17 protein-coding genes and 1 pseudogene are annotated in these 20545 nt (G+C 75.2%); 10 read left to right on the top strand and 8 right to left on the bottom strand.

Translation table 11 applies throughout. The features are described 5' to 3' along the window. Positions 1–53 precede the first annotated feature (53 nt). The gene (locus ABD946_RS31560) at positions 54–815 is read left to right on the top strand and encodes a pirin family protein (protein ID WP_345289015.1); all 762 of its coding nucleotides are present in this window, start codon (positions 54–56) and stop codon (positions 813–815) included. A 101-nt stretch (positions 816–916) separates the two neighbouring features. On the opposite strand, the gene ABD946_RS31555 is transcribed toward ABD946_RS31560, so the two are convergent. Continuing rightward, positions 917–2353, bottom strand: coding sequence for a dihydrolipoyl dehydrogenase family protein (locus ABD946_RS31555; RefSeq protein ID WP_345289014.1), 1437 nt, complete (start codon positions 2351–2353; stop codon positions 917–919). A gap of 142 nt (positions 2354–2495) precedes the next feature. Between ABD946_RS31555 and ABD946_RS31550 the strand changes: the two genes are divergently transcribed. The 3 genes from ABD946_RS31550 to ABD946_RS31540 all read left to right on the top strand — a co-directional run bounded on the left by ABD946_RS31550 (position 2496) and on the right by ABD946_RS31540 (position 7430). Beyond that, on the top strand, positions 2496–3794 hold the full coding sequence (locus tag ABD946_RS31550) for a M48 family metallopeptidase (protein WP_345289013.1): 1299 nt from the start codon (positions 2496–2498) through the stop codon (positions 3792–3794). Between the two features lie 106 nt (positions 3795–3900). Beyond that, positions 3901–5691: an ABC transporter transmembrane domain-containing protein gene (locus ABD946_RS31545; protein WP_345289012.1), complete on the top strand. Its 1791-nt coding sequence runs from the start codon at positions 3901–3903 to the stop codon at positions 5689–5691. Next, positions 5688–7430, top strand: coding sequence for an ABC transporter ATP-binding protein (locus ABD946_RS31540; RefSeq protein ID WP_345289011.1), 1743 nt, complete (start codon positions 5688–5690; stop codon positions 7428–7430). The genes ABD946_RS31545 and ABD946_RS31540 overlap by 4 nt, the downstream gene beginning before the upstream one ends. A gap of 60 nt (positions 7431–7490) precedes the next feature. Here the strand turns inward: ABD946_RS31540 and ABD946_RS31535 are convergent, their stop codons facing one another. From ABD946_RS31535 to ABD946_RS31525, 3 genes are all read right to left on the bottom strand, one after another. Next, positions 7491–8567 (bottom strand): hypothetical protein, encoded by a 1077-nt coding sequence (locus tag ABD946_RS31535; RefSeq protein ID WP_345289010.1) that lies wholly within the window; start codon positions 8565–8567, stop codon positions 7491–7493. Continuing rightward, complete coding sequence (locus ABD946_RS31530) at positions 8564–9490, bottom strand: ATP-binding cassette domain-containing protein (RefSeq protein ID WP_345289009.1); 927 nt, start codon at positions 9488–9490, stop codon at positions 8564–8566. The genes ABD946_RS31535 and ABD946_RS31530 overlap by 4 nt, the downstream gene beginning before the upstream one ends. A 72-nt stretch (positions 9491–9562) precedes the next feature. Continuing rightward, positions 9563–9979, bottom strand: a complete 417-nt coding sequence (locus ABD946_RS31525) for a GntR family transcriptional regulator (protein WP_345289008.1) — start codon at positions 9977–9979, stop codon at positions 9563–9565. A gap of 135 nt (positions 9980–10114) precedes the next feature. On the opposite strand from ABD946_RS31525, the gene ABD946_RS31520 reads away from it, so the two are divergent. Next, positions 10115–11563 carry a DUF2079 domain-containing protein gene (locus tag ABD946_RS31520; RefSeq protein WP_345289007.1) on the top strand — a complete coding sequence of 483 codons (1449 nt, stop codon included), beginning with the start codon at positions 10115–10117 and terminating at the stop codon, positions 11561–11563. On the opposite strand, the gene ABD946_RS31515 is transcribed toward ABD946_RS31520, so the two are convergent. Continuing rightward, complete coding sequence (locus tag ABD946_RS31515) at positions 11541–13037, bottom strand: APC family permease (RefSeq protein WP_345289006.1); 1497 nt, start codon at positions 13035–13037, stop codon at positions 11541–11543. The two genes, ABD946_RS31520 and ABD946_RS31515, sit on opposite strands and share 23 nt — an antisense overlap. 130 nt (positions 13038–13167) lie before the next feature. On the opposite strand from ABD946_RS31515, the gene ABD946_RS31510 reads away from it, so the two are divergent. After that, on the top strand, positions 13168–13785 hold the full coding sequence (locus tag ABD946_RS31510) for a TetR/AcrR family transcriptional regulator C-terminal domain-containing protein (RefSeq protein ID WP_345289005.1): 618 nt from the start codon (positions 13168–13170) through the stop codon (positions 13783–13785). 160 nt (positions 13786–13945) lie between these two features. Here ABD946_RS31510 and ABD946_RS31505 read toward each other — a convergent pair. The 3 genes and pseudogenes from ABD946_RS31505 to ABD946_RS31495 all read right to left on the bottom strand — a co-directional run. Beyond that, positions 13946–14338, bottom strand: a pseudogene (locus ABD946_RS31505) (thioredoxin family protein); the annotation flags it as partial. 71 nt (positions 14339–14409) lie between these two features. Further along, on the bottom strand, positions 14410–15063 hold the full coding sequence (locus ABD946_RS31500) for a hypothetical protein (RefSeq protein ID WP_345289004.1): 654 nt from the start codon (positions 15061–15063) through the stop codon (positions 14410–14412). A 21-nt stretch (positions 15064–15084) separates the two neighbouring features. Then, the gene (locus ABD946_RS31495) at positions 15085–15705 is read right to left on the bottom strand and encodes a hypothetical protein (RefSeq protein WP_345289003.1); all 621 of its coding nucleotides are present in this window, start codon (positions 15703–15705) and stop codon (positions 15085–15087) included. A gap of 356 nt (positions 15706–16061) precedes the next feature. On the opposite strand from ABD946_RS31495, the gene ABD946_RS31490 reads away from it, so the two are divergent. From ABD946_RS31490 to ABD946_RS31475, 4 genes are all read left to right on the top strand, one after another. After that, positions 16062–17519 carry a DUF4331 domain-containing protein gene (locus ABD946_RS31490; RefSeq protein ID WP_345289002.1) on the top strand — a complete coding sequence of 486 codons (1458 nt, stop codon included), beginning with the start codon at positions 16062–16064 and terminating at the stop codon, positions 17517–17519. Then, positions 17516–18322, top strand: a complete 807-nt coding sequence (locus ABD946_RS31485; RefSeq protein WP_345289001.1) for a tetratricopeptide repeat protein — start codon at positions 17516–17518, stop codon at positions 18320–18322. Before ABD946_RS31490 ends, ABD946_RS31485 begins: the two co-directional genes overlap by 4 nt. Before the next feature lie 348 nt (positions 18323–18670). Then, the gene (locus tag ABD946_RS31480; protein ID WP_345289000.1) at positions 18671–20113 is read left to right on the top strand and encodes a hypothetical protein; all 1443 of its coding nucleotides are present in this window, start codon (positions 18671–18673) and stop codon (positions 20111–20113) included. Further along, a complete protein-coding gene (locus tag ABD946_RS31475) occupies positions 20082–20543 on the top strand; it encodes a hypothetical protein (protein WP_345288999.1) in 462 nt (153 codons plus the stop codon). The genes ABD946_RS31480 and ABD946_RS31475 overlap by 32 nt, the downstream gene beginning before the upstream one ends. The last annotated feature ends 2 nt before the right edge of the window (positions 20544–20545 follow it).

The raw sequence follows: 20545 nt of genomic DNA, 5'->3' as shown, positions 1-20545 counted from the left end.
GGAGGGTGGTCGATGGTTTATGATTCAACAAGTACCTGAGAGGAGCCGTACCGATGGCCACCACCACCGACGTCCGCCGCGCGGCCGACCGCTTCCACACCGAGGCGGGCTGGCTCGACTCCCGCCACTCCTTCTCCTTCTCCCGGCACTGGGACCCGGCCAACACCCACTTCGGTCTGCTGCTGGTCTCCAACGACGACGTGGTGGCCCCCGGCGCCGGCTTCGACACCCACCCGCACCGGGACATGGAGATCGTCACCTGGGTGCTGGAGGGCGGCCTGGTGCACCAGGACTCCGAGGGGCACAACGGCGTCATCTACCCGGGCCTGGCCCAGCGGATGAGCGCGGGTGCCGGGATCCTGCACAGCGAGAAGAACGACTCCTGGACGCTCACCGGGCAGCCCGAGCACCAGGACCCGGTCCGCTTCGTCCAGATGTGGGTCATCCCGGACACCGCCGGGATCGCCCCCGGCTACGAGCAGCTGGACATCAACGACCAGCTGGCGCAGGGTGGTTGGACCGTCGTCGCGTCCGGGATGGGCAAGCACGCCGGGCAGCGCGCGATCGGCATCCGGCAGAAGCACGCCGCGCTGCACGTGGCCCGGCTGCGCCCGGCGGAGACCGTGGACACGGCGACCGCGCCGTTCGTCCACCTCTTCGTCGCCAAGGGCGAGGTCGCCCTGGAGGGCACCGGCCTGCTGCACGAGGGCGACGCCGCCCGGATCGCCGCCGCCGAGGGGCAGCGGATCACCGCCGGGGCGGCGGGCGCCGAGGTGCTGATGTGGGAGATGGACGCGGCGGTCAGCTTCTCCTGACGGGGGCCCGGGGGAGGCATGCGAAGCAGTCGGTATTGGTGGGTATGCGAAGGAACTGCCGCCGGGGGAGTGACAGGTCGTCAAATGGACTGGTAGGAAGGTCAGTCCGCGCTGTCGCGGAGCGCCTCCAGTAGCCGCAGCCAGACCTCGCTGACCGTCGGGTACGCCGGGACGGCGTGCCAGAGCCGGGCCACCGGCACCTCGCCGACCACCGCGACGGTGGCCGAGTGCAGCAGCTCCGCCACCCCGGGACCGACGAAGGTCGCGCCGACCAGCACGCCGCGGTCCAGGTCCACCACCAGCCGGGCCCGCCCCCGGTAGTCGTCCACGTAGAGCGAGGCGCCCGCGACGTGGCCCAGCTCGTGGTCGACCGCCCGGACCCGCAGCCCGGCCCGCTCCGCCTCGGCCAGGCTCAGGCCGACCGCCGCCGCCTCCGGCTCGGTGAAGACCACCTGCGGCGCCCCGGCGGTGTCCGCGCTGGCCGCGTGCGCGCCCCAGCGGGCGGTGTCCAGCGGCTCGCCGGCCGCCCGGGCGGCGATGGCCGCGCCGGTGATCCGGGCCTGGTACTTGCCCTGGTGGGTCAGCAGGGCCCGGTGGTTGACGTCCCCGGCCGCGTACAGCCAGCCCCCCGGCACTCCCTCGACCAGGCAGGTGTCGTCCACCGGCAGCCAGCGGCCCGGCTCCAGGCCGACGCTGGCCAGCCCGAGGTCGTCGGTGCGCGGCACCCGGCCGGTGGCGTACAGCACCTCGTCCGCCGCCGCCGAGGAGCCGTCGGCCAGCGAGAGCGTCACCTCCCCGCCCTGCCGGGCCAGGCGCACCACCTCGGCACCGAGCCGGACGTCCACCCCGGCGGCCCGCAGGCCGTCCGCCACCAGCTCACCGGCGAACGGCTCCATCCGGTCCAGCAGCGTCCCGCCGCGCACCAGCAGGGTGACCCGGGAGCCGAGCGCCCGCCAGGCGGTGGCCATCTCCACCGCGACCACCCCGCCGCCGACCACCGCCAGCCGGCCCGGCACCTTGGCCGAGCTGGTCGCGTCCCGGCTGGTCCACGGATGGGCCTCGGCCAGCCCCGGCACCGGCGGCAGCGCGGCCCGCGAGCCGGTGCACACCGCCACCGCGTGACGGGCCGTCAGCACCCGCACCCCGTCCGGCGTCTCCACCTCCACCCGCCGCTCCCCGGCCAGCCGGCCGTGGCCCCGGACCAGGTCGATCCCGGTGTCGCGCAGCCAGGTCACCTGGCTGTCGTCGTGCCAGTGCCAGGTGAACTCGTCCCGCCGGGCCAGCACCGCCGCCGCGTCCAGCTCCCCGGTCACCGCCTCCCGCGCACCCGGCAGTGCCCGGGCGTGGGCCAGCGCGTGGGCCGGGCGCAGCAGCGCCTTGCTCGGCATGCAGGCCCAGTAGGAGCACTCGCCGCCGATCAGCTGACTCTCCACCAGCACCGTGCTCAGCCCCGCCGCCCTGGTCCGGTCGGCGAGGTTCTCCCCGGTCGGACCGCCCCCGAGGACCACCACGTCGTACTGCTCCGCCTCGCCGCTCATCCCTGCCCCGCTCTCTCCGTCGGCCCTCCGTACGGGCCCATCCTGCGGGGGGCCGGGCGGCCGGGCCAGCGCCGACGCCGGTGTGTCGCCGAGCGGGAAACCAGGGGCGGGCGCGGTGGGGGCTCTGGCATCATCTCCGTCCGTGCCGATAGCCACCACGTGCCCGAACTGCACGACCGAGCTCCCCGCCGACGACCGCTTCCCGGTCTGGTGCCACGCCTGCGAGTGGAACCTGGTGCCGCCCCGGCCGAAGCCCGACGGCTCGGCGAAGGAGCGTCGCAAGGCCGCCCGGAACCGGGCCCGGGAGGAGCGCCGCGAGCAGGTGGCGCGGCGGCGGGCGGAGCGGCTGTACCACGCGCTGGAGCGCGGTGACGGCCCGGGCGCCGACCGCAACTGGCTGATCGCCGCGGCCTTGGCGGGGGTGGTGCACCTGGTGACGGTCACCGTGGTCCTCGGCTCGCTCTGGCTGGTGGTGACCGGGACCCTGCCCATGCGGCTGGTGGGCTGCCTGGGCCTGCTGATCGGATTCCTGCTGCGCCCGAGGTTCGGCCGGATCAGGACGGACGACTCCTTCCTCACCCGCGCCCAGGCCCCGCAGCTGTACGCCCTGGCCGACCGGGTCGCCACGGCCGTCGGCGGCCGGCCGGTGGACCGCATCAGGGTCACCGGCAGCTTCAACGCCTCCTTCGGCCGGTTCGGCCTGCGCCGCCGCGGCGTGCTGGAGATCGGACTGCCGCTCTGGGCGGTGCTGTCCGCGCCGGAGCGGGTCGCCCTGCTCGGCCACGAGCTCGGCCACGACGTGAACGGGGACCACCGGCGCGGACTCTGGCTGCACTCGGCGGTGGCGGCCGTGCGCGAGTGGCACCTGCTGACCCTGGACGACGAGACGCCCGCGGAGGACGGCCTGGTCAACCTGGTCCAGGCCCTGCTGCTGGTGCCGAGGCTGCTGCTGCAGGTCCTGACGGAGCGTCTGCTGTTCCTGCTGGACCGGCTGACCAGCCGCTCCGGCCAGGGCGCCGAGTACCGGGCGGACCTGCTGGCCGCCACCGTCGCCTCGCCCGCTGCGGCCCGCGGGATGCTCGCCGCGCTGCTGCTCGAACCCACCGCCGAGGCCGCGGTGGTCCGTATCCGCAGCCGGTCGCGCCTGCGGACCTCCCGGCCCGGCCGGGACGGCGGCGAGGCGGTGGTCGAGCTCTGGACCGAGCTGGCCGGCCTGGCGGGCGGACTCACCCCGCGCGAGCGGGAGCGCCGACTGCGGCTGGGCGCCCACGAGTTCGCCGCGGTGGACTCGACCCACCCGCCGACCCACCTGCGGATCGCCCTGCTGGACCGCCCGGTCGAGCCGCGGCCGGTGGCCTTCGGCCGGATCGAGCAGGAGAAGGTGGAGGCCGAGCTCGCCCCGGCCCGCGCCCGGGTGGGCGAGCGGCTGCTGGACGGCTGAGCGGCGCGTCCGGTCCGGACGGTCCCGTCCCGCCGCAGGTCAGGCGTTGTGCTTTCGGTACGAAATTCGCGGGCCCGGCGGCCGGGTCGCTGGCTAGGGTGCCGTGGTGACGGTCAAGAGAACTGGTCCGGGGGAACCGGACGTGCGGGGTGCCGGGCGGTACCTCTGGTGGCTGGCGGCCAGCCAGCCGGGGCGGGTCGCGCTCGGCGCGGTGCTCAGTGCGGTGTGGCTGGGCGCGCTGACGATGATGCCCTACATCCTCTCCCGGGCCGTGGACGACGGCCTCAAGGCCGACGACTACCCGGCACTGGCCGGGTGGGCGGTGGCCTTCCTGGTCATCGGCGCGGTGAACGCGGTGATCGGGGCGTACCGCCACCGCACCATGACCAAGGTCCGGATGGACGCCACCTTCCGCACCACCCGCGTGGTGGTCCGTCAGGCCGTCCGGCTCGGTGGCGAGCTGCCCCGGCAGACCGCCACCGGCGAGGTGGTGACCATCGGCGTCTCCGACGTGCAGCGGATGAGCCAGACCCTCACCTTCAGCGGACCGGGCTTCGGCGCCGTGGTGGCCTACCTGCTGGTCGCGGGCCAGCTGCTGCGGATCTCGCCGGTGCTCGCCGCGCTGGTGCTGCTCGGCGTCCCCGCGCTGGCCGGGCTGATCGGTCCGATGCTCGCCCGGGTCCAGCGGGCCGAGGCCGGGTACCGGGAGCAGCAGGGCGAGGTGGCGGCCCGGTTCGAGGACCTGAGCGACGGCCTGCGGGTGCTCAACGGGCTCGGCGGCAAGGAGGAGTTCGCCGCCCGGTACGCCCGGGAGTCGCGCAAGCTGATGGCCGACGGCTTCAAGGTCGGCAGGGTGGCCAGCTGGATCGAGGCGCTCGGCAGCGGACTGCCGCTGCTCTTCCTCGGCGCGGTGACCTGGGTCGCCGCCCGGATGGCGGCCCAGGGCTCCATCACGATCGGCGAGCTGGTCGCCGTCTACGGCTACACGGCGGCCCTCACCGTGCCGGTCTACTTCCTGATCGAGGGCGGCCGCGACCTCACCCGCGGTCTGGTCGCGGCCGAGCGGACGGTCGGCTTCCTCCGGCTGGAGCCCCGCCCGGCCGGCCCGGCCGCCGCGGCCACCCCGGCCCCCGCCGGCCCCGCCCCGCTCCGGGACGGGCTCTCCGGCGTCGAACTCGTCCCCGGCGGGCTCACGGTGCTCGCCGCCCGGCGGCCCGCCGAGGCGCTGGAGGTGGCGGACCGGCTGGCGCTGTTCGCCGACCCCGGTGCGGAGGGCGGCCGTTGGGACGGCCGCCCGCTGGAGGAGTACGCGCTGCGCGAGGTGCGCGGCCGGATCGTGCTGGCGGAGAACGAGGCGGCGCTGTTCGCCGGGCCGCTGCGCGAGGTGCTCGGCGGGCGGCGGGAGCGGGCCGACCAGGAGCTGCTCGCCGCCCTGGAGGCGGCCTCGGCGCTGGACGTCCTGCGCGGGCTGCCCGGCGGCCTGGCCGCCCCGATCCGGACGGAGGGCCGTAACCTCTCCGGCGGCCAGCGTCAGCGGCTGCGCCTGGCACGGGCGTTGCTCGCCGATCCGGAGGTGCTGATCGCGGTCGAGCCCAGCTCCGCCGTGGACACCCACACCGAGGCGGCGATGGCGGCCGGCCTGCGGGCCTTCCGGGCCGGGCGGACCACGCTGGTGGTCTCCACCTCGCCGCTGCTGCTCGACCTCGCCGACACCGTGCTGTACCTGGCCGACGGCCGGGTCGCCGCCGCCGGCACCCACCGCGAACTGCTGCGCCGGGCCCCGGAGTACCGGGCCCTGGTCTCCCGCGACGAGGAGGAGCCGCCCGCGCCCGCCCGCGTCCCGCTGCCGACGGCCCGTACGTCCTCGCCCACCACCACCGAGGAGGCCGCCCGATGAGCACCGAACGAGCCCTTCCCGTCGCCACGCCCCGGGAGACCCGCCGGGCCGCCGCCGCGCTGCTGCGCCAGGACGGCCGGGCGCTCGGCGGCGTGACCGCGCTGAACGGCCTGGCCGCCCTGGCCGGCCTGGCCGGGCCCTGGCTGCTCGGCCTGATCGTCGACGCGGTGGTGAAGGGCCACGGCGCCGCCGCCGTGGACCGGCTGGCACTCGCCGTGGTGGTCTGCGGCGTGCTGCAGCTCCTGCTGACCCGTCAGGCGGTGCACCAGGGCTACCGGGTGGCCGAGCGGGCCGCCGCCCGGCTGCGCGAGCGCCTGGTCGAGCGGGTGCTGGCGCTGCCGCCGACCGTGGTGGAGCGGGTCGGCACCGGCGATCTGACGACCCGTGGCACCACCGACGTGGCCACCGTCGGCACCACCCTCAAGGACAGCGTCCCGGAGATGGCGGTGGGGGTCTTCCAGGGGCTGTTCATCCTGGTCGCGATCTTCCTGGTCGACCCGCTGCTCGGGGCGTGCAGCGTGCTCGCCCTCTCCGGCCTGTGGTTCGTCGCCCGCTGGTACCTGGCCCGGGCCCGGGACGCCTACCTGGCCGAGGGCGCCGCCAACTCGGAGGTCGCCGACGTGCTCGGCACCACCGCCGCCGGGGCCCGGACGGTCGAGGCGCTCGGCCTCCAGGAGCGCCGCACCGCCGCCATGGAGACCGCGATCGAGGTCTCCCGCACGGCCCGGCTGCGCACCCTGCTGCTGCGCAGCTTCCTCTTCCCGCTGGTCGACACCTCCTACGTGGCGCCGGTGACGGTGGTGCTGCTGGTCGGCGGCGCGCTGCACGCCAACGGTTCGGTGGAGCTCAGCGCGGTGGTGACCTGCACGCTCTACCTGCGGCGGCTGGTCGACCCGCTGGACACCGTGATGCTCCGGCTGGAGCAGCTGCAGAGCAGTGCCGCCTCCTTCGCCCGGGTGGAGGGCGTCGGCGCGGTGCCCGCCGAGGACGCGGGGACGGCCGGCACGGCCCGCCCGGCCGACCAGCGGATCGAGGTGAGCGCCGTCCGCTACGCCTACGAGGGCGGCCAGGACGTGCTGCACGGGGTCGACCTGACGGTCCGTCCGGGGGAGCGGCTGGCGGTGGTCGGCCCCTCCGGCTCGGGCAAGACCACGCTGAGCCGGCTGCTGGCCGGGATGGACCGGCCGAGCGGCGGCTCGGTGCTGGTCGGCGGCGTGCCGGTGGCCGACCTGGACCCGGAGCTGCTGCGCCGCGAGGTGGTGCTGGTCACCCAGGAGCACCACGTCTTCCTCGGCACGCTGCGGGACAACCTGCGGATCGCCGCGCCCGCCGCCGAGGACGGCGAGCTGGCCGAGGCGCTGGCGGCGGTCGGCTGGACGCACGGGCTGCCGGACGGCCTGGACACCGAGCTCGGCCCGACCGGTCACCGGCTCGACGGTGCCCAGGCCCAGCAGTTGGCGCTCGCCCGGGTGGTGCTGGCGGATCCGCACACCGTGATCCTGGACGAGGCCACCGCCCTGCTCGACCCGACAGCGGCCCGGGCCACCGAGCGGGCGCTGGCCGCGGTGCTCAAGGGCCGCACCGTGATCGCGGTGGCGCACCGGCTGCACACCGCGCACGACGCCGACCGGGTGGCCGTGATGGCGGACGGGCGGCTGACCGAGCTGGGCAGCCACGAGGAGCTGGTCGCCCGCGACGGGGCGTACGCGGCGCTCTGGCGCTCCTGGCAGCAGAAGTGAGACGACGTCAGGGGGCCGGGGCCCGAAGGTGCCCCGGCCCCCTGACGTTCCGCGCCGCGCTCAGTGCATCCGGCGCACCCGGAGGAAGCAGAGGCCGAGCAGCAGTGCGGTGACGGCCAGGCAGATCCCGGTCTGGGTCCAGAGCATCGGCCACTCGTGGGCCGGCGGGTGGAACAGCACGAAGGCCCGGTCGACGGTGGCCACGTGGGGCTCGCAGCCGGAGTCCTGGCAGAGCAGGCTGCCGTCCGGCAGGGCGTAGGGCGGCCAGTTGCCCTGGCCGGCGATGGTGATCCCGTCCGAGGTGCGGTAGCCGGTCGCCAGGATCTCGGAGTTCAGCGGGGACTCGGCGGGGAAGCCGTACCCGGTGACCAGGTCCCGGATGTCGGCGTTCTGCGGCATCAGCGCGAGCCGCACCGGAGCCTCCACCTCGACGGCGGGGGTGAACACGTCGCGCAGGTCGTCCACAGCCAGCCGCAGGCCGGCGGTGAGCACGGCGGTGACCGCCATCGCCGCCACCACCCGGCGCACCAGCAGGCCGGCCGTGACGCCGACCGCCAGCCCGACCAGGCAGAAGGCGATCGTGGACGGGCCCTCGGTGGAGCGGGCCATCCAGCCGAACCAGTGGTAGTACCCGGGCACCCCGAAGCGGCCCTCGACCACCGTCCTCCACCAGCTGGCGACACCCGCCAGCACGGCCGATCCGACCAGTGTCAGGGCGAACGGGGCGGCCAGCCGCCCGGCCAGCCAGCGGGAGCGGGAGACCGACTGGGTCCAGGCCAGTCGGTGGGTGCCGGACTCGAACTCGCGGGCCAGCAGCGGCGCCCCGGCGAACAGCCCGAGGGCGAACGGGAGCAGGAACAGCACCCAGCCGGTGCCGGAGACGGCCGGCGGCCACCACTCCGGGATGGCGCGCCGCAGGTCGGAGACGTCCGAGCACTCCGGTGGGTAGTAGACGTCGTTGCAGTTCCGGAGCCCGTTGGAGTCGATCCAGGCGCTGATCCGCCAGCCGAACAGGAGTACCCAGGTGCTGAAGGCGAGCAGGATGCCGCCGGCGGCCAGCAGGGTGGTCCGCTCCTGACGCAGGCTCAGCCAGGCGGTGCCGCGCAGCGAGGGACGGGGGAGGACGGCGGTGCTCAACGGACCGTCACCTCCTCGCGGACGGTCGGCGCGGCGGTGCCGGGGGCGCGCAGGTGGGCCAGCAGGAGTTCCTCCAGGGTGGGCTCGCCCAGGTCCCAGTCCGGGTCGACCGGGCCGGTGGGGCGGATCATCGCGGTGGCCTGACGGCCCGTCCGGCGGAGTTCGACGAGGTGGTGGGGGGCGAGGGCGGGCGGAGTGCCCTCGCCCTCGTGGGCGCCGACCACCTTGCGGTGGGCGGCGAGCAGCTCGTCCACCTCCCCGGCCAGCCGGACGCTGCCGTCGCGCAGCAGCAGCACGTGGTCGCAGACGCCGTCCAGTTCGGCCAGCACGTGCGAGGAGATCAGCACGGTGGTGCCGTGCTCGACGGCCTGGGCCAGCAGCAGGCCGGTCAGCTCGTGCCGGGCCACCGGGTCGACGTCGGCCAGGGGTTCGTCCAGCAGCAGCAGGTCGGGCCGCTTGCCGAGGGCCAGGGCCAGGGCGACCCGGGTGCGCTGGCCGCCGGAGAGCGAGCCGACCCGGGTGTTGGGTGCCAAGTCGCCCTGCTCCAGGACCAGTTCGGCGGCCTTCTGGTCCCAGGAGGGGTTGAGCTCGCGCCCCATCCGGAGGGTGTCGGCGACGGACAGCCGCGGGTAGAGCGGTCTGTCCTGGGCCAGCAGGGCGAACCGGCGGCGGCCCTCCGCCGTGCCCGGTGCGTGGCCGAAGACCTCGACGGTGCCGGTGGTGGGGGCGAGCAGTCCGGCGGCCAGCGCCATCAGGGTGGACTTGCCGGCGCCGTTCGGGCCGACCAGGGCGCTGATCCGGCCGGCCGGGAGGGTCAGCTCGCAGTCCCGAAGGGCCCAGCCGCGGCGGTATCTCAGCCCGAGTCCGCTTGTCCTCAACGCCGGTATTTCCTGCGGGAGTTGGACTTCGCTGGGGTGGTTCACCCGGGCTCCTCGGCCGTGCTGGCGCGTGCGCTGGTGGTCGGTGGGGGCGGTGGTCGGTGGGGATCTGTTCGGTCAGCTGCCGGTCGGCGCGGCGGGGCCGGGGTCGGGGCCGGCGAAGCCGGTGTCCAGTGCGGTGGTGACGACGGCCTCGACGTCCTCCCGGTCCAGCCCGGCCTCCCGGGCCCGGCGCACCCAGTCGGCCAGCTCCTCGTGCAGTGCGGAGGCGGCGACCGTCTCGGGCTTGGCCAGCGAGCGCCGGACGAAGGTGCCGACCCCTCGCCGGCTGTCGACCAGACCCTCCCGCTCCAGCTCGCGGTAGGCCTTGAGCACGGTGTTGGGGTTGATCGCCGTCGCCTCCACCACCTCGCGGGCGGTGGGGAGTTGGTCACCGGGGCGGAGCACGCCCAGTCTCAGGGCGCGCTTGGTCTGCTCCACGATCTGGAGATACGGGGAGAGACCGCTGTGCCGGTCGATGAGGTACTCGACCACGTGCTGACCTTCATTCCACTAGTTATCTAGGGAAATCCTGCCCAGTCGTGGGGGCAGGCGTCAAGTGCCGCTCTTGACAGGCCTGGACGCGCCGTGATCACCATTCCACTAGTTAACTAGTGGAATGGTGATCAGATGAACCTCACCCTGCTGGAGCGCCGGTCCGGCCGGACCGCGCCCCCGAAGCCCGAGGAGCGGCGCCGTACGGTGCCCGGCCCGAACGCGGTGGCGCTCGCCGTCACCTGCCTGTTCGCCGTGGTGTACGCGCTGCTCTCGATCACCCGGCACCGCCGGATGCTCAGCTCGGCCTTCGACCTGGGGATCTTCGAGCAGGCGGTGAGCGCCTACGCTCAGGGCCGGGCGCCGCTGGTCGAGCTCAAGGGCCCCGGCTACAACCTGCTGGGCGACCACTTCCACCCGGTGCTGGCCGCGCTGGCGCCCGCCTACCGGCTGGCCCCCGGCCCGATCACCCTGCTGCTGGCCCAGGCGGTGCTGATGGCGCTGGCCTGCCTGCCGCTCACCCGCTGGGCGTGCCGGGCGGCCGGCCGCCGGGCCGGCCTGCTGATCGGTCTGGCCTTCGGGAGTTCGTGGGGCATGGTCTCGGCGGTGGCCTTCGACTTCCACGAAATCGCCTTCGCGGTACCGCTGTTGGCCTTCACGGTCGAGGCGCTGGCGGCCCGGCGGTGGCGAGCGGCGGTGCTCTGGGCGCTGCCGCTGGTGCTGGTCAAGGAGGACCTCGGGCTGACCGTCGGCGCGGTCGGGGGCTACCTGCTGTGGCGCGGGGACCGCCGCGCCGTGCGCCGGGGCGGTCTGGCCCTGTTGGTGCTCGGCCCGGCGGCCACCGTGCTGGAGACGCTGGTGCTGCTGCCGATGGCCAACACGAACGGCGTCTTCGACTACTGGAACCAGGTGCCCGGAGCCGAGGGCTTGACCGGCCTCTCGCCGTTCCTGCTGTTCTGGCCGCCGGTGAAGTGGCTGCTGCTCTTCATGCTGGCCGCCCCGGTCGCCTTCGTCGCGGTGCGCTCGCCGCTGGTGCTGCTGGCCGCGCCCACCCTGGGCTGGCGGCTGCTGGGGGCCAACGAGCACTACTGGGAACCCTCGTACCACTACAGCGCGGTGCTGATGCCGGTGCTGTTCGGCGCCTTGGTCCACCGCCTCGGGCAGGCCGGCGGGTGGCGGCGGGGCCGGGCGCGGCGGTTGGTGCTGGGCTGGGTGGCCGCGTTCGCCGTGGTCGGGGCGGTGGTCTACCCGCTGCGCGATCTGGTCCTGCCCGGCGGCTGGACGCCGAACGCGCACGTCCGGACCGCGCACCGGCTGCTGGCCCAGGTGCCGGACGGCGCGACGGTGGCGGCCAGCAACCGGTTGAGCCCGCTGCTGGTCTCCCGGGCCACCGTCAGTCTGGCCTGCCAGGGCGGCCCGGAGGCGGCCGACCCGCCCCGGTGGGTCGTGATCGACCGCACGGACCCGACGGTGCAGAGCCCCTGCCCCGAGGCCCGCACCCTGGAGCGGCTGGCGGCGTACCGGGCCGCCGGCTACCTGACGGTGGCCGAGGAGGACGGCGTCATCGTGCTGCGGAGGCCGTGAGTTCGCCCTCGGCGGCGGTGAGTTGAACGCTCATCAGGCGCTGCGGCCGGCGCACCAGCAGGTAGCCGACCCCGGCCAGGGTGACCAGGCCGACGCCGAGCAGGGCGGCCCAGACCTGGTACCAGGGGGCGCCGGCCGGGGCCAGCACCGTGCGGGGCCAGCAGATGTTGACCACCTCGAAGCCGGTCCACAGCACCGCCAGCAGGTTGACCGGGGTGCCCCAGCGGCCGAGTGAGAAGGCCCCGGCCGGGCGCCAGGTGCCGCGCAGGCGGGCGGTGAGGGCGGTCAGGCAGAGCAGGAAGAACGGCAGGAAGGTGGCTGCGGTGCCGAAGGTGATCAGGCTGCCGATCGCGGTGGACTCCAGGCCGAGCGGCAGCGCGGCGGCGCTCACCAGGGTGGCCGCGACCAGGCCGCCGATCGGGGCCTGGTGGCGGTTCACCGTGCGGATCCGCCGGGAGAACGGGAAGACCCCGTCCCGGGCCAGCGAGTACAGGCCGCGGGCGGCTCCGCCCTGGGAGGCCATCAGGCAGGCGGCGAAGCTGACCAGCACCACCAGCACGAAGGGCTTGGCGGCCCAGCCGCCGAAGCCGGTCACCACGGCGGTGGTGACCGGGTCGAGGTCCTCGCCCCGTACCACCCGGGCCGGGTCGGGGTGGGCGAGCGCCACCGAGACGGCGTTCAGGATCACCACGGCGCCCACGCTCAGCAGGGCCCAGCGCATCGCGCGCGGCACCTGGCGGGCCGCGTCCTTGGTCTCCTCGGCGGTGGAGACGCAGGCGTCGAAGCCGATGAAGGCCCAGCCGCCGACCGCCACCACGGCCAGCAGGCCGGCCAGGCCGCCGGTGCCGGTGGTCACCGAGGCGCCGAGGTCGTCGGTCAGCAGGGCGAAGCCGTGCTCGCGGAAGAACAGCAGCAGGGCCAGCCCGACCAGCACCGAGGCCACCGTCTCGGCCGCGATCCCGGCGCTGACGAACCAGCGCAGCAGGTTGATCCCGTAGGCGTTGACCAGCAGGCAGGCCACGGTGAACGCGGCCGCGGTGAGCACGAGTTGGGGAGGGGTGGGCACCGCGTCGAAGAGCGCGAAGAACCAGGGCGCGGCCAGGTAGGCCACGGTGGTGTTGGCGAACATCACCGCGAACTGCCAGAGCCAGCCGCTCAGCCAGGCGAAGCCGGGCGAGGCCAGCCGGCGGGCCCACTGGTAGGCCCCGCCGGCCAGCGGCCACTGCGAGGCCAGCTCGGAGTAGACGCCCACCACCAGCAGCTGCCCGATCAGGCAGACCGGCAGGGCCCAGACCCAGGCCCCGCCGCGCAGGCTCATGCCCACCTGGGCCACCGCGTACAGGCCCACCACCGGGGAGACCACGGCGAAGCCCATCGCCACGTTGCCCAGCATGCCCAGGCTGCGGCGCAGCTCCTGGCGGTAGCCGAGCGCGGCCAGCCTCTCGCTGTCCGTGCCGGGGATGTCATCGGTCATCGGGAACCGCCTCGCCCTCGTAAAACTAACTTTGTTAGTCCGTGACCGTAGCCGCCCGCCGCGAGGGAGGGAAGGGGTGAGACCAGGCTGTAACGTGGCCGGTCGGACGAGGTGGAAGGGCGGGGCGGGCGTGGGCCGACCGAACAGGGCGCTGCTGAGCCGGGAGGCCATCGCGGCCGCCGCGCTGGCGGTGGTGGACGAGGGCGGGGCGGACGGCCTCACCATGCGGGCGCTGGCCGAGCGGCTCGGCGTCAAGGCGGCCTCGCTCTACAACCACGTCGCCGGCAAGGACGAACTGGTCGACGGACTGGCCGAGTTGGTCAACGCCGAGATCGACCTCGGGCCGCTCGCCGGGCCGGACTGGAAGGCCGGGGTGGCCGAGTACGCCCGCGGTTACCGGGCGGCCTTCCTGCGCCACCCGCACACCATCGCCCTGCTGGCCCGGCGCAGGGTCGGCGCCGAGCGCCAACTCCTCGGCTACGAGAGCCTGCTGTCCTGCCTGGGCCGGGCCGGCTTCGAGCCCGCCGACGCCGCCGAGGCGGCCGCCGCACTGGACTACCTGGTGCTCGGCTCCGCACTGGAGACCTTCACGGCCGGCTTCGCCCGCCCGGTGGAGGACTACCGGCCCGGCTACCCGTCACTGGCCGAGGCGCTCACCGCCTCGGCGGCCCGGGGGAGCGGACTGGACGACCGGGGCTTCGAGCTCGCGCTGCGGCTGCTGCTGGACGGCCTGGCCGCCCGGCTCTGAGGCGCCGCTCAGGGCCCCGGGCCCGGGTGCGGCCGAGGGCGTGGGCCCCGGACATGACGGTGGGCGGGCCCGGTCTCGTCCCCGGGCCCGCCCATGCTCCCGCCCACCGGTCACGACCGGTGCGCCCTCCGGCCCCGCGGGCGGGGCCGGAAGCCTGGTGTCAGGCCTGCGCGGCGGCCTGCTCGGCCGCGATCTTGGCGCGGACCTCGTCCATGTCCAGCTCGCGGGCCTTGCCGATCAGCTCCTCGAAGGCCTGCTCGGGCAGGGCGCCGGCCTGGGAGAAGATCATCACGCCTTCGCGGATGATCGCCAGGGTCGGGATCGACCGGATCTCGAACGCGGCCGCGAGCTCCTGCTGCGCCTCGGTGTCCACCTTGGCGAAGACCAGGTCGGAGTGGCGCTCGGCGGCCTTCTCGAAGACCGGCGCGAAGCGCAGGCAGGGGCCGCACCAGCCCGCCCAGAAGTCGATGAAGACGAAGGCCTTCCCGTCCGGGCCCTGTACCACCTCGTCGAAGTTCTCGGTGGTCAGTTCGACGGTGCTCATGTTCTGCTCCTGCCTCTCTCGTGGTCGCGTCCCGCACCGCCCTCAACAGGCCCTCGCCCCGGGCTATTCCGCCGCTCGGTCTACCTGGTCGGCACGTAGTCGAAGCGTGGGGTCAGCACGCCGAACAGCGAGTCCGGCTCCGGTCCGCTGCCGAAGTACGTCGCGGCCAGCCCGGCGGCGTCCTTGGAGAAGTGGAACGGCACCTGCTCCAGCTTGAAGCCGGTCAGGGTCGGGCGGCCGCCCGCGATGACCTCGGCCGGGGTGGTGTAGGCGACCATCACCTCCTCCAGCACCGGCCTGCCGTCCGCCAGCACCCCGGCCGAGTAGCCCGGCTGCGGCATCACCCGGATCCAGGTCGGGAGCAGTGCGACCACGTGGCCGCTGCTCTCCTGGGTGAGGGTGATCCCGCCCGGGTAGAAGATCCGGCCCTTCTCGTCCAGGTGGTCCCCGGCGGTGGAGCCGATCGGCATGTCGAAGCCGAAGCCGTCCGGGTCGAGCACGAAGGGCGCGATGGCGCCCAGCTTGACCCCGGCGCCGGTCAGCCACGTCTTGGCGGCCTCGCTCACTCGGAGGTGGGCGCTGCCCCAGGGCGAGATGTACGGGCCGACGGCCCGCAGCTGCGGGGGTTGGCTCCCGGCGTCCTGGTGCACGGGCACCGACGCGCGCGCGGCGGCCGGGACGAGCGGAAGGGCCAGGGCCAGGGCGGCGGTGGCGAGTTTTCGGAAGAGGTTCACTGTCCGGGATCCGATCGGGTGTCAGGGCAGGTAGCGGAAGGTGCCGGAGAGGGTGCCGAAGGCGTCGCCGGCCTCGAAGGAGGTGCCGAGCGCCTCGTTCAGCGTCCCGGCGCCGACCTCGGTGAGGGTCAGCGGCACCCGGGCGGTACGGATCCCGCCCGGGGCCAGGCCCCAGCCCGGGCCGAAGGCGTCCCGCAGGGTGTAGGAACAGAACAGCTGCTCGGTCTCGGACTTGACGCCGTTCACCTCCAGGTAGGAGGAGAGGCCCCGGGTCGGCGCGAACCGCAGGTAGAACTCGTCCATGGTCCAACTGCCCCCGGACCGAGGGGAGCTGAGGTTCACTCCGCCCGGGTAGTAGACCCGGCCGAACTCCTCCAGGTCGATGTGGTCGCCGGAGGTCCAGCCGATGTCGCTCTTGATGCCGCTGTCCCCGGGCAGCGCGTGCACGGGGGCGATCGGGGTGATCGCCACCTCCTGCTCGGCCAGGGCGGCCTTGAACCCCGGTGCCCACTCGACCTGGGCCTCGCCCCAGGGCGAGACGTACGGGCCGGACGGCATCCCGGCGGCCCGGGCGGCTCCGGGAGCGACCGTCCAGCACATCAGAACGGCGAAGAGCACGGAGAGGAGTTGACGTACTTTCATATCGGATCCCCAGTCATGGGACGGCCCAACTCGCTTGCGGCGGCGGGCGGATGGCACCGCACGGCGGAACGGACCCGCACGGCGGATCGGCTCCGGACGCTACCCCGGCCCGGCCGGTCCATCCGCATGCGGATGACTCTCCCGGGTGCGGTCCGGTCCGGAAATTGATCCGGCCGGGGGAATCGCGTGACTCTTTCGGGGGGCGACGGCTGCGTGAAGATCCACGGGGCGCCTAGGTTGGCCGTGGCCGCCGGACGGGACCCGTCCACGGTCGCCCTTCACGCGCCCAACGGCGGCTGAAGCCAGGCTGGTTGGGCTCGCCCCCGTTTCCCGTACCCGGACCCCTGGGAGCCACTGTGCCCGGACCTGACGGTCCCCGCCCCGGTCGGCGGACCTTCCTCGGCGCCGCCGCCGCCACGTTGACCGCGGCCGCACTCGGCGGGCCGCTGCTCGGCCGCAGCCTGGCGGGCGGGCACGTCGACGCGCCCGCCGTGACGGCCGACCCGCAGGCCAATGTCACCGACGTGTTCGCCTTCACCAGCCCGGACGACCACTCGACGGTCACCATCGCCGTCGACGTCCAGCCGGCCCAGCTGCCCGGGTCGTCCCTGCTCAACTACCCATTCGCCACCCGGGCCCGGTACGAGGTGCACGTGGACCGGACCGGCGACGGCCGCCCGGACCTGACCTACCGGTGGACCTTCCGGAACGAGGACCGCCGGCTCTTCGGCAGCGGGCCGATCGCGCTCTCCCCGGTGCGCTCGCTCACCGACTCCTCGCTGCTCTTCCGCCAGCGCTACACGCTGGAACGGATCCGCCCCGGCCGCCCCGCCGAGCTGCTCCTCTCCGACGCGATCGCGGCGCCCACCCACACCGGCCTGGCGCTGATGCCCGACTACCGGGCACTGCGTACCGAGGCCACCCGCGCACTGCCGGGCGGCGGCCGGACGCTGGCCGGCCAGATCGCCGAGCCGTTCATCGCGGACACCCGGGTCTTCGGACTGTTCGTGCTGGGCACGGTGGGGCCGGTCCCCGGCGCCCTGCCCGCCGCCGGGCCGCTCTCCGCGCTCAACGTCGGCTCGCTGATCCTCCAGCTGCCCAAGCGCGAACTCGCCCTGAACGGCGACCCGGTGCGCAATCCGGTGATCGGCGTCTGGGCCACCGTCTCCCGGGAGGGGGCCGACCTCTCCCGCGACCTGCGCACCCAGGCGGCGAGCTACCGGCAGATCGGCCGGCTCGGCATGCCGCACGTCTGCTTCGCGCTCTGGGGCAGCGCCGCCTTCAACGCCGCTCCCGGCGGGCCGGAGGACCGCTTCAACGCCCGTCCGGCCGAACTCGACCACCAGGACGCCGAGTTCGTCGCCGCCACGCTCGACCCGGCACCGCCCCGGCGGATCGAGGCGGCCCAGGGCTTCGCCGCCCCGGCCACCCCGCGCGAGGACATCAGGGCGCTCTTCCTCAGCGGCATCGGCGCGGCCAACGGCTCCCGCTTCGGCTTCGACCTCAACACCCACGCCCTGAACGCCGACGCCGACCCGGCCGCGATCACCCACGCCGAGGAGCTCCGGCTCAACCTCACCACCCCGGCCAGCGCCGAACCGCACCCCTACGGCGTGCTCGCCGGCGACCGCCAGGGCTACCCCAACGGCCGCCGGTTCAACGACGTCATCGACGTCCCGCTGCTGCGGATGCTGGAGGGCGAGCCCTCCGAGCGCTCCGCCGCCCACCTGCTGCCGCCGCCGAGCTTCGACGTCCAGCCCGCACCGGCCTCGGACGTCTTCCCGTACGTCAACCTCCCGCACGCGGGCCCGTGACGGGCCGTCAGTGGCTGGGCGGCGGGCTGCTCGTCCTGGCCTGCGCGGCGGGGCTGGTGGCGTTCTCGCCCGAGCGCGCGGTCCGGCCGATCGGTGTGGTCGGCCCGGTGGCGGTGCCCGTACCGCCGCCGCCCGACCGCCTGGCCGCCGCCCGGGAGGACGCCAGGCGGCGCCCCGAGGACGCGGCGGCCTGGGCCGAGGTCGGGCTCGCGGCCGTGGAGCAGGCCCGGACCTCCCTGGACGCCGGCGGGCTCGACCTGGCCGAACGGGCCCTGGCCCGATCGCTGGAGCTGAAGCCGGAGGCCAACTACGCCGCCGTGGTCGGCTCCGGCGCACTCGCCAACGCCCGGCACGAGTTCGGGGCCGCCCGGGAGCACGGGCTGCGGGCCACCGCGATGGCACCCGAGCGGGCGGCCGCGTACGCGGTGCTGGCCGACGCGGAGCTCGAACTCGGCGACTACCCGGCCGCCACCGCCGCCACCCAGCGCCTGCTGGACCTGGCCCCGACCGCCGCCGCCCTGGTCCGGGCCGCCCAGGACCTGCAGGCGCACGGCCGCCGGGCCGAGGCGCAGCTCGCGCTGGAACGGGCCCTGGAGGCGGCCGGGCCGGCCGGGGAACGGGCCTTCTGCGCCCGTCGGCTGGGTGATCTCGCCTGGGAGGACGGCCGGTTGACGGAGGCGGACGGCCGCTACCGGGAGGCCCTGGCCGCCCGCACCGATGACGCGGCCGCCGCCTTCGGGCTGGCCAGGACCGCTGCGCCCAGGGGCGGACGGAGGAGGCGGCGCGGCGGCTGGCCGAACTGACCGCGCGGACACCGCTCCCGCAGTTCCTGCTGGAGCAGGCCGAACTCGCCCTCGCCACCGGCCACCGGGCCGACGCCGAAGGCCCGTTGGCCGCCCTCGCGGCGGAGGCCCGGCTGGCGGTCGGTCCGGCGGACCTGCACCTGGCGCGCTACCTGGCCGACCACGGTGACGCCGGCGAGGCCGTGCGGCAGCTCACCGAGGAGTGGGAACGGCGCCGCAGCGCCCCCGTCGCGGCCGAGCTGGCCTGGGCGCTGCACCGGACCGGGGACGACCGCGGTGCCCTCCAACACGCCCGGTCCGCAGCCGAGTCGGGGGACGAGCCGGTGCTCGCGGCCTACCACCGGGGGCGTGATCGAACTCGCCCTCGGCCTGCCGGAGGGCAAGGAGACCCTGCGCACCGCGCTGGAGCGCAACCCCGCGGTTCTCCGCCTACCACGCGGACCTGGCCCGCCGCCTGCTCGCCGAGGGGGAGCGATGAACGGAGTCAACGGCCTTGCGGGGCACAGTACTCGGGATCGCCGTAGCCGGGCGGCCGGGCTGATCCTGACGGTACTGCTGCCGGGGGTGGTGCTCCCGGTAACGGCGGTGGCGCACCCGCTGGGCAACTTCAGCGTCAACCGCTACGACGGCCTGCGACTGCGGCCCGACCGGATCCAGGACAGCCTGGTGCTCGACACCGCCGAGATCCCCACCGCCCAGGACCGGACCGCCGCCGACCGGGACCACGACGGTGCGGTGGACGCGGCCGAGGCGGCCGACCGCGCCGGGCAGCGGTGCGCCGAACTCGCGGGCGCGGTCCGGGCGGACATCGGCGGGCGCGAGGCGTCCTGGCGGGTGGAGGCGAGCAGCCTGGCGTACGGGCCGGGCGCCGCCGGTCTGCCGACCGCGCGGCTGAGCTGCGAACTCTCGGCCGACGCCGACCTCACCCGCCCGGTCCGGGTGGCCTTCCACTCCGGGGCGGACGGCGCCCGCCCGGGCTGGAAGGAGATCACGGCGGTCGGCGAGGGCGTCGAACTCCGCGAGGGCAGCGTGCCCCGGCGGAGCGCCACCGACGGCCTGCGCAGCTACCCGGCCGACTCCGTCGAGCAGCCGCTGTCGGTGGTTGCCGTCGAGCTCGCGGCCGACGGTGCGTCAGCCGCACTGCCGCCGCCGCCGGCGATCGGCGGGTCGGCGGGCGACGGTGCGTCAGGGGATCCGGCCGACGGTGCGTCAGCGGCGCCACCCGCGGACGGGTCGGCGCCCGCGCCCGACGGGGCTCCGGCCGGGCGGCGGTCCGTCCCGGGGGCCCACCGCTCCGCCGAACGGCGGGCCGTCCCGGCCGGGGCCGTCGGCCTGCCACCGCTGGACGGGGTGGAGCGGCACCTTGCCGCCCTCACCACCACCCGCGACCTGACCGTCCCCGTCGGTCTGGCGGCCACCGCCCTCGCCCTGCTGCTGGGCGCCGGGCACGCCGCCCTCCCCGGCCACGCCAAACTCGCGGTCGCCGCCTGTCTGGCCCGCACCTCGGGGCGGCCCCGGCGGGGCGGCCTGCGGTCCGCCCTGGCGGTGGGGGGCGACGGTGACGGCCACCCACACGGCGGGGGTGCTGGTGGTCGGCCTGCTGCTGACCGCGTCGACCACCCTGGTGGGCGAGCGTCTGCTGAGCGGCCTCGGACTGGCCGGCGGTGCCCTGGTCACCCTCATCGGTGCCGCCCTGCTGGTCTCGGCCGTCCGCGCGCTGCCCGCCGTCCGCACCCTCAGCCGCGGCCGCTCCGCCCTCGTGGCGGAGAAGGCCGCGGACGCCGGCCGTGACAGCGGGGCGGAGGACGGCCACGGGCATGAGCACGGGCGCGCACCGGACCACCGCGACCACGACGGGCACGGACACGAGCACGGCCACGGCCACCGGATCGGGAGGCTCCGCCTCCCCTCGCTGATCGGTGTCGGCCTGGCGGGCGGGCTGGTGCCCAGCCCCTCCGCCCTGGTGATCCTGCTCGGAGCGGTGGCGCTCGGCCGCACCTCCTTCGGCGTGCTGCTGGTGCTCGGGTACGGCCTCGGCATGGCGATCGCGCTGGCCGCCGCCGGACTGCTCCTCTCGGGCGGCTCGACCCGGGTCGCCTCGTTCACCGCCCGGTACGTCCCGGCGCTCGGCCGGTACGCCCGCTTCGGCGGCCTGCTCACCGCCCTGGTGGTGCTGGCCGTCGGCCTCGGCCTGGTGCTGCGCGGCGCCTCCGGTCTGTAGGA

The sequence above is a fragment of the Kitasatospora albolonga genome, assembly GCF_039535905.1.
In the GTDB taxonomy this organism is placed as follows: domain Bacteria; phylum Actinomycetota; class Actinomycetes; order Streptomycetales; family Streptomycetaceae; genus Kitasatospora; species Kitasatospora albolonga.
This window is presented reverse-complemented; position numbering and strand designations above follow the sequence as displayed.